The 14700-nt window shown below is 65.1% G+C and carries 16 protein-coding genes and 1 tRNA gene; 2 read left to right on the forward strand and 15 right to left on the reverse strand.

All coding sequences use genetic code 11. The annotated features are described in order from the left end of the window. Positions 1-149: 149 nt before the first annotated feature. The 8 genes from AC3A5T_RS15595 to AC3A5T_RS15630 form a co-directional block, all read right to left on the reverse strand. Positions 150-1619, reverse strand: coding sequence for a class I SAM-dependent methyltransferase (locus AC3A5T_RS15595; protein WP_487629337.1), 1470 nt, complete (start codon positions 1617-1619; stop codon positions 150-152). Further along, positions 1609-2814 carry an ABC transporter ATP-binding protein gene (locus tag AC3A5T_RS15600; protein WP_487629338.1) on the reverse strand — a complete coding sequence of 402 codons (1206 nt, stop codon included), beginning with the start codon at positions 2812-2814 and terminating at the stop codon, positions 1609-1611. The genes AC3A5T_RS15595 and AC3A5T_RS15600 overlap by 11 nt, the downstream gene beginning before the upstream one ends. Next, a complete protein-coding gene (locus tag AC3A5T_RS15605) occupies positions 2811-3593 on the reverse strand; it encodes an ABC transporter permease (RefSeq protein ID WP_487629339.1) in 783 nt (260 codons plus the stop codon). Before AC3A5T_RS15605 ends, AC3A5T_RS15600 begins: the two co-directional genes overlap by 4 nt. 4 nt (positions 3594-3597) lie before the next feature. Next, a complete protein-coding gene (locus tag AC3A5T_RS15610; protein WP_487629340.1) occupies positions 3598-4800 on the reverse strand; it encodes a cystathionine gamma-synthase in 1203 nt (400 codons plus the stop codon). Between the two features lie 82 nt (positions 4801-4882). Next, positions 4883-6259 carry a pyridoxal-phosphate dependent enzyme gene (locus AC3A5T_RS15615; RefSeq protein WP_487629341.1) on the reverse strand — a complete coding sequence of 459 codons (1377 nt, stop codon included), beginning with the start codon at positions 6257-6259 and terminating at the stop codon, positions 4883-4885. A gap of 109 nt (positions 6260-6368) precedes the next feature. Then, complete coding sequence (locus tag AC3A5T_RS15620; protein ID WP_055246405.1) at positions 6369-6590, reverse strand: HP1242/YdcH family protein; 222 nt, start codon at positions 6588-6590, stop codon at positions 6369-6371. Between the two features lie 470 nt (positions 6591-7060). Next, a complete protein-coding gene (locus tag AC3A5T_RS15625) occupies positions 7061-7654 on the reverse strand; it encodes a hypothetical protein (RefSeq protein ID WP_487629342.1) in 594 nt (197 codons plus the stop codon). Further along, complete coding sequence (locus AC3A5T_RS15630) at positions 7651-8031, reverse strand: DUF4398 domain-containing protein (RefSeq protein ID WP_332078240.1); 381 nt, start codon at positions 8029-8031, stop codon at positions 7651-7653. The genes AC3A5T_RS15625 and AC3A5T_RS15630 overlap by 4 nt, the downstream gene beginning before the upstream one ends. A gap of 94 nt (positions 8032-8125) precedes the next feature. Here AC3A5T_RS15630 and AC3A5T_RS15635 point away from each other — a divergent pair, with 94 nt between their 5' ends. Continuing rightward, positions 8126-9235, forward strand: coding sequence for a PilT/PilU family type 4a pilus ATPase (locus AC3A5T_RS15635; protein WP_332078239.1), 1110 nt, complete (start codon positions 8126-8128; stop codon positions 9233-9235). Positions 9236-9240: 5 nt separating this feature from the next. Here the strand turns inward: AC3A5T_RS15635 and maiA are convergent, their stop codons facing one another. The 6 genes from maiA to rplM all read right to left on the reverse strand — a co-directional run bounded on the left by maiA (position 9241) and on the right by rplM (position 12911). Beyond that, positions 9241-9900, reverse strand: coding sequence for a maleylacetoacetate isomerase (gene maiA / locus AC3A5T_RS15640; RefSeq protein ID WP_487629343.1), 660 nt, complete (start codon positions 9898-9900; stop codon positions 9241-9243). A gap of 5 nt (positions 9901-9905) precedes the next feature. After that, positions 9906-10898 carry a fumarylacetoacetate hydrolase family protein gene (locus AC3A5T_RS15645; RefSeq protein ID WP_487629344.1) on the reverse strand — a complete coding sequence of 331 codons (993 nt, stop codon included), beginning with the start codon at positions 10896-10898 and terminating at the stop codon, positions 9906-9908. A gap of 61 nt (positions 10899-10959) precedes the next feature. Continuing rightward, positions 10960-11694 carry a 2OG-Fe dioxygenase family protein gene (locus tag AC3A5T_RS15650; RefSeq protein WP_487629345.1) on the reverse strand — a complete coding sequence of 245 codons (735 nt, stop codon included), beginning with the start codon at positions 11692-11694 and terminating at the stop codon, positions 10960-10962. 229 nt (positions 11695-11923) lie between these two features. Further along, positions 11924-11998 (reverse strand) — tRNA-Gln (locus AC3A5T_RS15655). 89 nt (positions 11999-12087) lie between these two features. After that, positions 12088-12480, reverse strand: coding sequence for a 30S ribosomal protein S9 (gene rpsI / locus AC3A5T_RS15660; RefSeq protein ID WP_332078235.1), 393 nt, complete (start codon positions 12478-12480; stop codon positions 12088-12090). Positions 12481-12482: 2 nt separating this feature from the next. Further along, positions 12483-12911, reverse strand: coding sequence for a 50S ribosomal protein L13 (rplM, locus tag AC3A5T_RS15665; RefSeq protein WP_159677749.1), 429 nt, complete (start codon positions 12909-12911; stop codon positions 12483-12485). 222 nt (positions 12912-13133) lie between these two features. Between rplM and coq7 the strand changes: the two genes are divergently transcribed. Next, positions 13134-13781: a 2-polyprenyl-3-methyl-6-methoxy-1,4-benzoquinone monooxygenase gene (gene coq7, locus AC3A5T_RS15670; protein ID WP_487629346.1), complete on the forward strand. Its 648-nt coding sequence runs from the start codon at positions 13134-13136 to the stop codon at positions 13779-13781. A gap of 106 nt (positions 13782-13887) precedes the next feature. Here the strand turns inward: coq7 and speD are convergent, their stop codons facing one another. Next, positions 13888-14679, reverse strand: coding sequence for an adenosylmethionine decarboxylase (gene speD / locus AC3A5T_RS15675; RefSeq protein WP_232137969.1), 792 nt, complete (start codon positions 14677-14679; stop codon positions 13888-13890). Positions 14680-14700: the final 21 nt, after the last annotated feature.

Here is a 14700-nt window from a genome sequence, read left to right on the forward strand (position 1 = left end):
GAGCGGCGCCGAGCATCGACCTAAAAGAACGGCCTTCCGACTTGGCTCTACGCAATGCACCGAGCGTTGCCGTGACGATCGACCGGATCTTCTGGGGGATTCCATTTGACGCCATTTGAGTGACCCGTAAATTGAATACAGCTAAGTGATCAGGACAGCGCGATTGCCGTAATTGCAGCGATCGAGGCGACCAAGACGATCGCGAGCGTGTACACAGCACGTGTCCGCCCGACGATGGCAGTGCTCGCAACGTGCTCCGCCTCTTGGCACCTTGCGTGCGCCTTTTCGAGTTGCATCTCGAAGTCCAGAATCCGCGCCTTACCTTCTTCTTGCGTCTGGACCAGCAGCTGTGCGGTCGCGGACCACTCGCGTTTCGCCGTATCGAGATCAGCGGATAGACGAGCAGCATCGTCTTGCAGACGGAGCGAGTCGACGCGTGTCGCCGCCAGCGTTGTCACGGCCTCTTCCCAGCCAGCGCGCGCGACATCGAGGTCCCGCGCCAGTGATGTTTCCCGCCGACGCAGCGTCGCGAGCGCGCCGACCGTCTCTTCCCAGCCTGCTTTCGCGACGTCCAGGTCGCGGACGAGCGCCGCCTCGCGGTCGCGAAGCGGCGCCAGTGTCGCCAACGCCTCCTCCCAACCAGCCTGTGCAACGCCGAAATCGCGCTCGAATCGCGCGGCATCTTTCCGGACTTGCTCAAGGGCGGCGGCGGTCTTCCCCCACTCGTTCTTCGTCGTCGTCAGATCGCGCTGCTGGTCCTGGTACATGCCCAAGGTGGATGTCCATTCCGCCTCCGTGCGCACGATGCCATCCACGACAGGGCGGATGACTTCCGGCATTGTCTCGAGAAACGCGGCCACGCCCGCGTGGGCGACCGCCGACCTTTCGATCCATTCGGCGACGCACGCGGCGTCTGTTTCGCGACGAAGTCCAATGAAATACTCGCGATAGCCCTCTGGTGGAAAATCGCTTTCGAACACTGCGGTGTTGTAGAGATGATCCAGGCGTGCAACGAGCGGGCCCAAGCTGGGAGCGCGCTCCTTCATGAAATGCGTGGCCATCAATGCAGACCAGAGTCCCGGACTCCCTTGGGAGACCCGCTGCAGATACGGAACGTGGGCCTCTAGTGTCGATTCCACCGCACCTGCGTCCACCAGACCGAACTCCTGATGTTCGGCAAGCCAAGGATAGTCGCCTCCGAAAAGCTCGGACCAGCACGCATTCGCCGAAGACTCGGCGTCTTTCACCCAAGACGCCTCGATCGGACATCCGATGATCACGAGCCTCGCGGCAACGCGCGCCATTTCCCGGACGGCGCCGTCTCGCAGGTCGGCTGGAATGTGTTCGAGAACATCGAGGCAGACCACCGCGTCAAATGCGGCATCGCCGAAGGGCAACGCAGCCGCGCTCGCGAGTACGAGATCGGCATCGTCGCCACTGGCGACAATATCCGTGTACAGGATGTCCGCTTCGGGGAAGGCCTTCGACAGAATCCGCTGCCGATTCGCCCCGACCTCGAGAATCCTCAGGCGCCCGGTACCCAGCCGCTCCAGTACGGAAACAGCGGTGCCATATCGCTGAAAGTGATCGAACGGCATCCGCGTGAGGTCAGTCTCCATGAACCCTCCACTCATGCTCGATGTAGACAAGCCCCTCACTGAAGTACGGTGCGGAGACGATCACCGTACCGGCACCTGCGATGTAATCGAGGCAGACGAGCCCCTTGTCGGTGAAGATGCCTACATCGATCCTATAAGTGCCGCTCAACAGTGGCAGCGCCGGAATCCGGTACTCGATGCGATGGTCGCCCTGCGCTTGCGGAATAATGACGCGCTCGAGATGCGTGTTGGGACCGAAGACGTGCATGTCGTCTAACGTCTTGATCGCCACGCCGACGAGCAGGCCCTCGACTGCCGCATCCCGAACCGAATAGCGCACTTCGACCGAAAGATCCTGAAAGGGCTCCATGTAGTCGCGTGAAACGGACACCGATCGGATGTGTGCCGGTATGCTGTCCTGCGCGCGCTCGCCCTCTGTGCTCGCGAGTGGATATTCGGTACCCAGCTCGCTGTCGCGGAATCGATCGGCGACGAAGCTCGCATCGCCGCGCAACTTGACCCGCCCGCCCTCGAGCCAGACCGCTGTCTGACAGAAGCGCTTGACCTGCTCAAGTGAGTGGGAAACAAACAGGATAGTCGCTCCATCCGAGCGCAATCGTTCAATTCTAGCCAGACATTTCATCTGGAAGCGGATATCACCCACGGAAAGCGCTTCGTCGATGATCAGCACATCCGGCTCGGTGTGGACAGCCACCGAGAACGCGAGCCTGACGTACATGCCGCTCGAATAGGTCTTGACCGGGCGATCGAAGAAGTCACCGATGTCCGCAAATGCGCGGATGTCGTCGAAACGTGCGTCGATCTCGTCTTTCGAAAGCCCCAGCAGCGAGGCGTTCAGATACACGTTCTCGCGTCCCGTGAAGTCGGGGTTGAACCCTGCTCCAAGCTCGAGCAATGCAGCGAAGCGACCTCGTATCTCGACGCTGCCCCTCGTGGGCTGCAGCGTGCCGCACAGGATTTGCAGAAGAGTGGACTTGCCCGCCCCGTTTCGGCCAATGATTCCCAGCGTCTCACCCTTCCTGACGTCGAACGAAACACCGTCCAGCGCGCGGAACGCACGCCCACCTGACTTCGAGAATCCGAGCGCCTCTGCCAGACGGTGCTTTGGGTCATCGAATACGCTGAAGTCCTTGGTGACGTTCTGGAATCGGATGGCCGGATCTGGCACTGCCGCGAGCAGGATGGAATCATTCATAGGACGTCGGAAAAACCGGTAGAGAGACGTCTGAAGCACGCCAACGCGAGACGTGCGAACACGCAGGAAACGCAGAAATAGAAGGACAAGGCAACCGCGTCGGGTGCTATGCCAGAAAGCGCGGTAGCCCGCAGCTCCTGCATAGGTATTACCAGCGGATTGATTCGGAGGACGAAGCGCAGCGCTTCGGGCATTGCAGAAGGCGGGAAGAAGATCGGGCTGACGAAAAGCATCACACTCGCGGTGATGCCGGTGAACTGGGAGATATCGCGAAGGTATACACCGAACGCGGACAGCAGCCACGCGATGCCGAGCAGCAAGGGGCACATCGCTACCAGCGGCAGGAATGCGGCAAGGAACCAGGCTTTCGGCATCCCGACGAACAACAGGTGCGCGGCGAACAGGATCACGACGCCTATGAGCGCGGTGATGAGCGCGGCAGCCACCCGCACCACGGCCAGCAACTCAATCGGAAATACGACCTTCTTCACCAGATTGGGCTGTCCAAGTACGAGCGCCGGCGAGGCCGTCAGGACCTCCGAGAAGAAATTGAACACGATCAGCCCGGCGAAGAGCATCAGCGCGAATCCGGCTGTGGATTCCGCACCGCTCCAGCGAACCTGGAAGATGAAATTGAACACCACCGTGTAGACGCAAAGCATCAGCAACGGCTGCATCACGATCCAGCCCGAACCCAGGAACGTCGACTTGTAACGGGCTGTCAGTTCGCGCGTCAGGAGCTGGCGAAACAGAAACAGCATGTTGGCGCTGTCACGCATGATGTCAGGTCTTGCCCGGCGCGGCGTGCGTCACACCGGAAAGCGCATGTACGACATCCGCCAGCAGATCGTCGAGACCTTCCACCCCCACACTCAGCCGCACCAGATCATCGTGCATGCCCAGCTCGACACGCCGTTCCGCCGGCACCGACGCATGCGTCATCACCGCAGGATGGTTGACCAGGCTTTCCACACCGCCGAGCGACTCTGCGAGGGTGAACAGTTCGGTACGTTCGCAAAACCGCTTCGCGGCCTCGAAACCGCCCTTGATGCGGACCGAGATGATGCCGCCGAAACCGTCCATCTGGCGCTTGGCAAGTGCGTGCTGCGGATGCGAAGCGAGGCCCGGATAGATCACCTGCTCGACTGCGGCGTGACCATCGAGGAACTCGGCCAGGGCCTGCGCGTTCTCGCAGTGTGCCTTCATGCGCAGGTGCAGGGTCTTCAGACCACGCAGCGCGAGGAAGCTGTCGAAGGGGCCCTGCACGGCGCCTGCGGAGTTCTGCAGGAACGCGAGTTGTTCGGCGAGTTCGGCGTTGTCGCCGACCACCAGCATGCCGCCGACCATGTCGGAGTGGCCATTGAGGTACTTGGTGGCGGAGTGCATGACGATGTCGGCGCCGTGCTCGATCGGGCGCTGCAGGATCGGCGAGGCGAAAGTGTTGTCGACGACGACGATCAGGCCATGCTTGTGAGCGAGGTCCGCGATCGCCCGGATGTCGACGATCTTCAGCATCGGGTTGGTCGGGGTCTCGATCCAGACCAGCTTCGTCTTCTCCGTGATCGCGGCTTCGAACGTAGACGGGTCGGTCATGTCGACATAGCTGAAGGACAGACCGGCGCTGCGGGTGCGCACGCGCTCGAACAGGCGGTAGCTGCCGCCGTAGAGATCGTCCATCGCGATGACATGGTCGCCGCTGTCGAGCAATTCCAGCAGGGTCGCGGTGGCGGCCATGCCGGAGGCGAACGCGAAACCGCGGGTGCCGCCTTCCAGACCCGCCACGCAGCGCTCGTAGGCGAAGCGCGTCGGGTTGTGGGTGCGCGAGTACTCGAAACCCTGGTGCTCGCCCGGGCTGGACTGGGCGTAGGTCGAGGTCGCGTAGATCGGCGGCATCACCGCGCCTGTCGAGGGATCGGGCGATTGGCCGGCGTGGATCGCCAACGTGGCCAGCGCGTAATTGCGATGCCGGGAACTGGATTCGGACATGACAGCTTCCTGAAAGGACGGGAGATTCTAGCCAGCAGCCCTGAACGACAGGTTCAGAGCCGCGGCGATCAACGCGAGGGCGTCACTGCACGCGGCGGCGCAGGTAGTTCAGCAGGTCGATCCGGGTGATCAGACCGAGGAATCTGTCGCCGTCGGTGACGATCGCGACCTGGCCGCGGTCGAACACCGGCAACAGGGCTTCGACCGGAGATTTGACGTCGAGGAAGTCGAGCTTGCTGACCATCGCCGACGACACCGGCTCGCGGAAGCGGGCTTCGTCGCCGTAGACATGCAGCAGCACGTCGCTCTCGTCGAGGATGCCGACGATGCGGTCGCCGTCCATGACCGGCAGCTGCGAGATTTCGTAGAGCTTCATGCGCTGGTAGGCCGTGACCAGCAGGTCGGTCGGCTGCAGGACCACCGTGTCGCGACGCGAGTACGGGCGCAGGATCAGGTCGCGCAGGTCGCCGTGCTGCTCACGCTCCAGGAAGCCGTTGTCGAGCATCCAGTAGTCGTTGTAGAGCTTGCTCAGGTACTTGTTGCCGGTGTCGCAGACGAACACCAGCACCTTCTTCGGCGTGGTCTGCGCGCGGCAGTACTTGAGCGCGGCGGCCAGCAACGTGCCGGTCGACGAACCGCCGAGGATGCCCTCGGTGCGCAGCAGTTCGCGCGCGGCGAGGAAGCTTTCCTGGTCGCTGATGGCGTAGGCCTGCTTGACCCGCGAGAAATCGGAGATGCCCGGCAGGAAGTCCTCGCCGATGCCCTCGACCATCCAGCTGCCCGACTTGTCGTTGAGCACGCCGTCGTTGATGTACTCGGCGAGGATCGAGCCGACCGGATCGGCCAGCACCAGCTCCACGTCGGGCGCGTCCTTGGCGAAGCAGCGCGACAGGCCGGTCATCGTGCCCGAGCTGCCACAGCCGAAGACGATCGCGTCCAGCCCGCCCACTTCACTCATCTGACGGAGGATCTCCGGCCCGGTGCCGTGCTCGTGCGCGGCCGGGTTGTCGGGATTGCCGAACTGGTTGATGAAGTAGGCGCCCGGGGTCTCGCGCGCGATGCGCTCGGCGAGATCCTGGTAGTACTCGGGGTGGCCCTTGGCGACGTCGGAGCGGGTCAACACGACCTCGGCGCCCATCGCCTTGAGATTGAAGATCTTCTCCCGGCTCATCTTGTCCGGAACCACGAGAATCAGCTTGTAGCCCTTCTGCTGGGCCACCAGTGCCAGGCCGATGCCGGTATTGCCGGCGGTGCCTTCCACGAGCGTCGCGCCAGGCGCGATGTCGCCGCGTGCTTCGGCGGCCTCGATCATGCGCAGGCCGATGCGGTCCTTGATGGAGCCGCCCGGATTCTGGCTCTCGAGCTTGAAATAGAGTTCGCAGGGGCCCGCGTCGAGGCGGCGCGCACGCACGATGGGCGTGTCGGCGATCAGGTCGAGAACGGAGTCGGCGATCGGCATTGCAGGTCCGGGTTGCAGCGAGACAGATCGCGATTATCGCATCCGCGGACAACATTCGCGGGCGATGGCAACCGACGAGGATGGCCACCACCGCCCGCGACAGACGAACCTAGTGTTTCTGCATCTGGTCGTACATCTGGGTCAGGCGATCCTTTGCCGCGAGCTTCTCGCGCTTCATCTGCGACAGCGTGGTCTCATCGACGGCGAACACGCCGAGCTCTGCGTTCAGCACCTTCTTGTCCAGCTCCTTGTGCCGGTAGTAGAGCTGCCGGAACTCGACGTTTCCTTTCATGATCTCTTCGAGTTCGGTCTGCGATTGCGCTTCGAACATGGAATCCTCCTGACTGGAAATACGAACGCCCCGACCGGCGACGGGCGGGGCGCTACGTGGGCTGCATCCAGGAACGTGGGGCGGACGATCCGATCAGGTCGCCGTGGCCGTCCTGTGGACGGAATACGGGAACCTCGTGGGGGATCATCTCGGTCATCGGCCTGGCTCAGTGACCGGATGGCGGAAGGAATCGGTGCCACCCGGACAACCGACCCTACTCCTCGGACCGGAGGCCCACAAGGGCGAAAAACCCGTTTGCGTACGCGGCGCCCGGTCAGACGCGAAAACGCTTCCAGCTTGCCCACCCGAGAACCGCGCCACGACGCGGCGCGCAGCCGGAAATCGGCGCAAGTAATTGATTTCAATTGGATTCAGTCTGACGAAAAACTAACAACCATTCGTCGGACGGCGCACTGCCGCGCGTTGGCGCGCAGTGCGTAGGCAGGCCGGTAGACCCCGGCCCGCGTCGCTCAGGGCTGCTCGAGACTCTTGAGCAGCTCGGCCTCGCGCCGACGCAGTTCCGCGTCGCGCTGGCGGGCCGCGCGCAGCTTGGCGGCCTCGCCGGTGGCCACGCCCTGCAGCACGGTCTCGGCCTGCTGACGGGCGGTGGTCTCTTCCTCGGCTGCCAGACGCAGGCGCGCGGCTTCCTCGGCCTGGATCTGGGCCTGGATGCGCAAGCGCTCGGCTTCCTGGCGGGCACGCACGGCGTCCGCGCGGCTGGCTTCGACGATCAGCGCACTGCGCTCGCGCTCGAGCTGGGTCAGTTCGCGACGCGTGGCCTCGGTGCGCGCGGCCAGTTCGGCCGTCTCCACGCGCCACTGGGCAATCTGCAGGGCCGCGGCCCGCTGGCTGCTGCGGACCGTGCCCAGCGCCGCCAGGGACTGACGCGCCTGCAGGCGTTCATAGGCGGCCGTACCGGCCGTGTCGGGATTGCTGTCGATCGCCTGCAGTCGCTGTTGCAGAAGCGCGGCCTCGCCTTCCGGCGCGGACTGGGCACTGGCGGCGAACGGCACCAGCAGTGCGAGGGCCAATGCGTAGGGCGTCATCGATCGCATCGTGCTCATTCCTCCACCCGCAGCCGCTGGCGCAGGTTGGTGATTTCCGCCCGGCGTGCGGACAGTTCGGATTCGGTTTCCGCCTGACGGGCACGGGCGTGCGCGAGGTCGGCGAGCGCGCTGGCCGACAGCGCCAGCGTGCGTGCCTCGTCGGCGCGGTCCATGCCCATCGCGGCCTGCGCCTGCGACAGCGCACGCCGCGCCTGGGTGATGTCAGTGGGCGCGTACTGGTCGGCATCGGCGTCACCGGCGCGGGCGATCGACAGCTGCGCGGCGGCGAGTTCCTCGGTCGGCGGCGGCGTACTCGCGCAACCGGCCAGCGCCAGCACACCTGCGAGCGCGAGGCCCTGCAGCATTGGACGGATGTATGCGAAGCTTGTGTTCATCGAGGAATCGTGCCCGGACGCTTGATCCGGATCATTGTGGTCAGCCGCAGCCGGATGCGCAACGCAGACCGGCAGCACGTGGGGGAGTTCGTACATGGATATCGGCTACTTCCTGAAGCTGATGACCGAGAAAAATGCGTCCGACATGTTCCTGAGCACCGGCGCGCCGGTGTACATCAAGGTCGAAGGCAAGCTCTACCCGCTGGGCAGCACGGGCCTGCCGCCGGGCATGGTCCGCAAGATCGCGTACTCGCTGATGGACGAGAGCCAGATCCAGCAGTTCGAGCGCGACTTCGAGCTCAACATGGCCTACTCGCTGCAGGACGCCGGGCGCTTCCGCGTCAACGTGTTCAAGCAGCGCGGCGAGGCGGGCATGGTCATCCGTGCGATCCGCAGCAACATTCCGAGCATCGAGGAGCTGCAGCTGCCGCAGGTGCTCAAGGACATCATCATGGCGCCGCGCGGGCTGGTGCTGATCGTCGGCTCCACCGGCTCGGGCAAATCGACCACGCTGGCCTCGATGATCGACCACCGCAACGCCAGCACCTCGGGCCACATCCTCACCATCGAGGATCCGATCGAGTACCTGCACCGGCACAAGAAATCGCTGGTCAACCAGCGCGAGGTCGGGCTGGACACGCTGACCTTCCATAACGCGCTCAAGAACGCGATGCGCGAGGCGCCGGATGTCATCCTGATCGGCGAGATCCTGGACGCGACGACGATGGAGGCGGCGATCTCGTTCGCCGAGACCGGCCACATCTGTCTGGCGACGCTGCACTCCAACAACGCCGACCAGACGATCGAGCGCATCCTCAACTTCTTCCCCGAGGCCGCGCACAAGAACGTGCTGATGAACCTCGCACTGAACCTGCGCGCGGTGGTGTCGCAGCGTCTGGTGGCCGGCAACGACGGCCGCCGCCTGCCGGCGACGGAGGTCCTGCTCAACACGCCGATGATCCGCGACCTGCTGCGCCGCGGCCAGGTGCACGAGATCAAGCAGGCGATGGAAGACTCACTGGAGGATGGTGTCGAAACTTTCGACCAGTGCCTGTTCCGACTGCACAAGGAAGGCCGGATCGATCGCGAGACCGCACTGCGTGCCGCCGACTCGCGCGACGGTCTGGACCTCAAGTTCCGGTTGTCCGAAGGCGGCTCCGGCAGCCACGACCCCTACGCGGACGTGTTCGGCACCGACCACTGACGCGATCAGGCGGGCGGCGCGTCCGCCTGTCGTTCCGGCGCTGCCGCCTCGAAGGCCGGCAGCGCGACGCAGGCCGCCTCGATCCGGCGGATCGCCGGATACGGCGCCAGATCGATGCCGAAGCGTCGTGCGTTGTAGAGCTGCGGCACCAGCGCGCAATCGGCGATCGTCGGCGCATCGCTGACGCAGAAATCGCCGGCACCGTGCTGCAGCAGCAGGGCCTCGAACGCGTCCAGTCCATCGCGCACCCAGCGCGCGACCCAGCGCGTGCGCGCATCCGCCGGCAGCTGCAATTCGTGTTCGAGGTACTGCAGCACGCGCAGGTTGCCGAGCGGATGGATGTCGCAGGCGATCACCTGCGCGAGCGCGCGAGCGCGTTGACGCGGAAGCGCGTCGCACGGCAGCAGCGGCACGCCCGGAAACGTCTCGTCGAGATATTCGATGATCGCCAGCGACTGGGTCAGCACCGCGTCGCCGTGCTGCAGCGTCGGCACCAGCCGCTGCGGATTGCGCGCGGCGAACGCCGGCAGGCGCTGTTCGCCGCCGCCCTGCACCAGATGCACCGGCACGCTGTCGAACGCCAGCCCCTTGAGATGCAGGGCGATGCGCACGCGGTAGGCCGCGCTGGAGCGCCAGTAGGTGTGCAGCGTCAGCGCGGCCGTCATCGGTGTTACGCCGGCAGCGCCTGGCGTTCGATCACCTGTTCGATCGCGCCGAAGATGCTCACGCCGTCGGCGTCGAGCATTTCGATGCGCACGGTGTCGCCGAACGTCATGAACGGCGTCTTCGGTGCGCCCTGCTCCAGCGTCTCGACGGTGCGCTTCTCGGCGAAGCACGACGCGCCCTTCGACGTGTCCGCGTTCGCGATCGTGCCCGAACCGACGATCGTGCCGGCGACCAGCGGGCGCGTCTTCGCCGCGTGCGCGACCAGTTGCGAGAAATCGAACTGCATGTCGACGCCGGCTTCCGGTGCGCCGAACCATGCGCCGTTGATGTGCGTGAGCAGCGGCAGGTGCAGCTTGCTGTCCCGCCAGGCGTCGCCCAGCTCGTCCGGGGTCACGAACACCGGGCTCAGCGCCGAGCGCGGCTTGGCCTGCAGGAAGCCGAAGCCCTTCGCGAGCTCGCCGGGAATCAGATTGCGCAGAGAGACATCGTTGACCAGACCGATCAACTGGATGTGGCCGGCGGCCTGCTCGGGCGTCACCGCCATCGGCACGTCGTCGGTGATCACGACGATCTCGGCCTCGAGATCAATGCCGTGGTCTTCGCTGGTCACCTTGACGGTGTCGCGCGGGCCATAGAAACCGGCGCTGGTCGCCTGGTACATCAATGGATCGGTGTAGAAGCTCTCCGGCACTTCGGCGCCACGCGCGCGGCGCACGCGCTCGACATGCGGCAGATAGGCGCTGCCGTCGACGAACTCGTAGGCGCGCGGCAGCGGCGCGGCGAGGCGCGCGACGTCGAGATCGAACACGCCGTCGGCGTCGCCGGCATCGAGCGATTCGGACAGCGCGTTGAGGCGCGGCGCGGCGTTCGACCAGTCGTCGAGCGCCTGCTGCAGCGTCGCGGCGATGCCGGTGGCGCGCACGGCGCGGCCCAGGTCGCGCGACACGACGATCAGGGTGCCGTCGCGGCCGCCCTCCTTCAAAGAACCCAGCTTCATGGCAACTCCGGTTGGCGTCGGCTATCTGTTGCGATTGTAACGAACTCGCGCGCGGCGACGCTCAGTCCTCGCCCTGGAAGGCGCCGGCGCGATAGGTCAGCACCAGCGTGTCGCGATGACCGGTGCCGTCTGCCGGCTGGATCGGCGTGGATTCGTGGATCACGCGATGGTCGTCGAGCAGCAGCACCGCCCACGGTTCGGTCAGGGTGAAGCGCTGCCCGGCCGGGCCGTCGGCCTCGAACACGCGCGTCTCGCCGCCCTTGATGCCACTGCGCCCGACCAGCAGCACCGCGACGAAATCCACGCCATCCCGGTGCGCACCTTCGGGGGTGGGCCGGCCGATGCCGTCGGTGGTGTCGATGCGGAACTGGTGCGCTTCGACGTGCCAGTCGCCGTCGTCGCGCACCTGCGCGAACACGCGGCCGAGTCCGGCGACGAGCCGTGTCCAGGTTGGATCGGCCGCGAGCCCCGGTGCCAGCGGCTCGAACCAGCGATGCATGCCGCCGTGCAGGGCGTTGTAATCCTCGGACTGCCAGTGCGCGCGATGCGCGACCTGCGCGAGCGTGTCGCCGTGTTGCACGAAGCACCCGTGCCGACGCCGGCGATAACGGCCGCCATCCTTGAGATAGGCATCGGGCGGCAGATCGTCCCAGCCCGCGCGCCACGCCTCGAGCGCATCGATGCGCACATTGCAGAGCGATGCGAGCGTCGAGGGTGCGAGCACCGCGCAGCCATGCACGCGCAGGGCGTCGACGACGGCGGCAGGAGCGGTATACGGCGGCGGGAACGCGTTCATCGCGGAATTCTAGAGCCGCATCGATGCGCGTGCATCGTGTCGCCGTGCGCAGACGTGGAATGCAGTCGTCCTGCGAACGGCACGTCGTGAATGCAATCGACACGCGTGAACAGACGCAAAGACGCCGGACGCGAAACTCGAGGCTGCAACGCCATGGCCTGCAGCGCACTCGCCGAAGACAACGGGCACAAAAAAGCCCACCTTTCGGCGGGCTTTTTCGTTTTCGATGTGGCAGCCCCGGAAGGATTCGAACCTCCGAATGCCTGAGTCAGAGTCAGGTGCCTTACCGCTTGGCGACGGGGCTATGAACATATTGTAACGCCGAAACCGCGGTGCTCCGCAAGCTTCGGCGACGCCGGATCCACGCAGTCGCGCGGATCCGGCAACGCACGATCAGCGCTTCGAGAACTGCGTGGCGCGACGTGCCTTGTGCAGGCCGACCTTCTTGCGCTCGACTTCGCGTGCGTCACGGGTCATGAAGCCCGCCTTGCGCAGCTCGACCTTCAGCGTCTCGTCGTATTCGACCAGCGCACGCGAGATGCCGAGGCGGATCGCACCGGCCTGGCCGGTCGTGCCGCCACCGGTGGTGGTCACCAGGATGTCGAACGTCTCGGTGTTCTGGGTCAGCTCGAGCGGCTGGCGCACGATCATGCGCGCGGTCTCGCGGCCGAAGAACTCGTCGAGCGGACGGTCGTTGACGGTGATCTTGCCGCTGCCCTTGCGCAGGAACACGCGGGCGACGGAGGACTTGCGACGGCCGGTGCCGTAATTCTGGGTAATTGCCATGATCAGAGTTCCAGGGGCTGCGGCTGCTGTGCGGCGTGCGGGTGCTCGGCACCCTTGTAGACCTTGAGCTTGCGGTACATGGCGCGGCCGAGGGTGTTCTTCGGCAGCATGCCCTTGACGGCGATCTCGATCACGCGCTCCGGGTGGCGCTCGAGCGCCTGGCCCAGGGTCTCGGTCTTCAGGTTGCCGATGTAGCCCGTGAAACGGTGGTAGAGCTTGTCCGTCATCTTCTTGCCGGTCACGGCGATCTTCTCGGCGTTGACCACGATGATGTAGTCGCCGGTGTCGACGTGCGGGGTGTAGACGGGCTTGTGCTTGCCGCGCAGACGGTGGGCGATTTCCGCGCTCAGGCGGCCCAAGGTCTTGCCGGATGCATCGACGAGATACCAGTCGCGCTGGACGGTCTCGTTCTTGGCAATAAAGGTCTTCATGGAAATACTCGGTGGGTGACTGGTCGGGCTGGTTGCGCCGGTGGCCGGCGGAACGTCGCCTCGCGTTGTAGAGCGTGCAACACAGAAGCGGAATGATAGCCGCCCGCCCTTCGCCACGCAAGCTGGCGGGGCGTCGCGACGCCGGACGCTGGCGCGGCATGGAACGAGGGCCGAGAATGGTACGCGACGCGGCCACCTGCCGCGCTGCAGGAATCCGACCCGATGGCCCTCCCCCGGCCCCGTTTAAATCCCGTCGACCACTTGCTGGTCGAGACCCAGCGCGCGCTCGACACGGTGTTCGGCAATCCGCCGGCCACCCGCCCCAACCCCGCCGTCGAGACGCCCGATGTCGTGCTCAACGACGCGGAGCGTCGGCATGCCGCCGGCCTGATGCGGATCAACCACGTGGGCGAGATCTGCGCGCAGGGCCTGTACTTCGGCCAGGCCGCGGTCGCACGCGAGGCCGGGACGCGCGCGCATCTGCTCGACGCCGCGCAGGAGGAAACCGATCACCTGGCCTGGTGCGCGCAGCGGCTGCGCGAGCTCGACAGCCGCCCCAGCCTGTTCAACCCGCTGTGGTACGGCGGCAGTTACGCGCTCGGCGTCGTGGCCGGTCTGCGCGGCGACGGCTGGAATCTCGGCTTCGTCGTGGAGACCGAACGTCAGGTCGAGGCGCACCTCGACGCGCATCTGCAGACCTTGCCCGAAGCCGACCAGCGCAGCCGCGAGATCCTCAAGCAGATGAAGGAAGACGAGGCGCGCCACGCCGAACACGCCGAGCAGGCCGGCGCGCGCGTGCTGCCATGGCCGGTGCCGTCACTGATGGCGACCGCCTCGAGCCTGATGAAAGCGGTGGCGTACAGGCTGTAGCGCCGTCAGGGCATCAGGGCGGAAGACGTGAGGGCTCGAGTCCTCACGGACGTAAAACGGCCCCGTCATGCGGGGCCTTTTTGCGTCGACCGGCAGCGTGCGCCGGTCAGTCGATCAGGTTGCGACCGTGATAGAGCTCTTCGATCTCGCGGCGCAGGCGCGCTTCGATCTTCATGCGCTCCTTGAACGAGAGATTGCGGGCCTTCTCTTCGAACAGGTACTGGTCGAGATCGAATTCCTTCAGGTGCATCTTCGTGTGGAAGATGTTTTCCTGGTAGACGTTCACATCGAGCGCGTCGTAACGCGACTTGATGTTCTTCGCCAGGTAATCCTGGATCGAATTGATCTTGTGGTCGATGTAGTGCTTGCGGCCCTTCACGTCGCGGGTGAAGCCGCGCACGCGGTAGTCCATCACCACGATGTCCGACTCGAGGCTCTCGATCAGATAGTTCAACGCCTTCAGCGGCGAGATCACGCCGCAGGTGGCGACGTCGATGTCGGCGCGGAACGTCGCGATGCCGTTGTCCGGATGGGTCTCCGGATACGTGTGCACCGTGATGTGCGACTTGTCGAGGTGCGCGACGACGGCGTCGGAGATCACGCCCTTCGCGTCCTTGCGGTCCACCACCGGCTCCTCGGAAATGAGGATGGTGACCGACGCGCCCTGCGGGTCGTAATCCTGGCGCGCGACGTTGAGGATGTTCGCGCCGATGATCTCGGCGACATCGGTCAGGATCTGGGTCAGCCTGTCGGCGTTGTACACCTCGTCGATGTACGCGATGTAGCGCTGACGCTCGTCTTCCGACGCGGCGTAGCACACGTCGTAGATGTTGAACGACAGGGCCTTGGTCAGGTTGTTGAAACCCTGGAGCTTCAGGCGCGGGAGCGGTTTGACCACAGCGGTCGACCCTCGGGGGTT

It is taken from the genome of Luteimonas sp. Soil_C_16, from assembly GCF_057657295.1.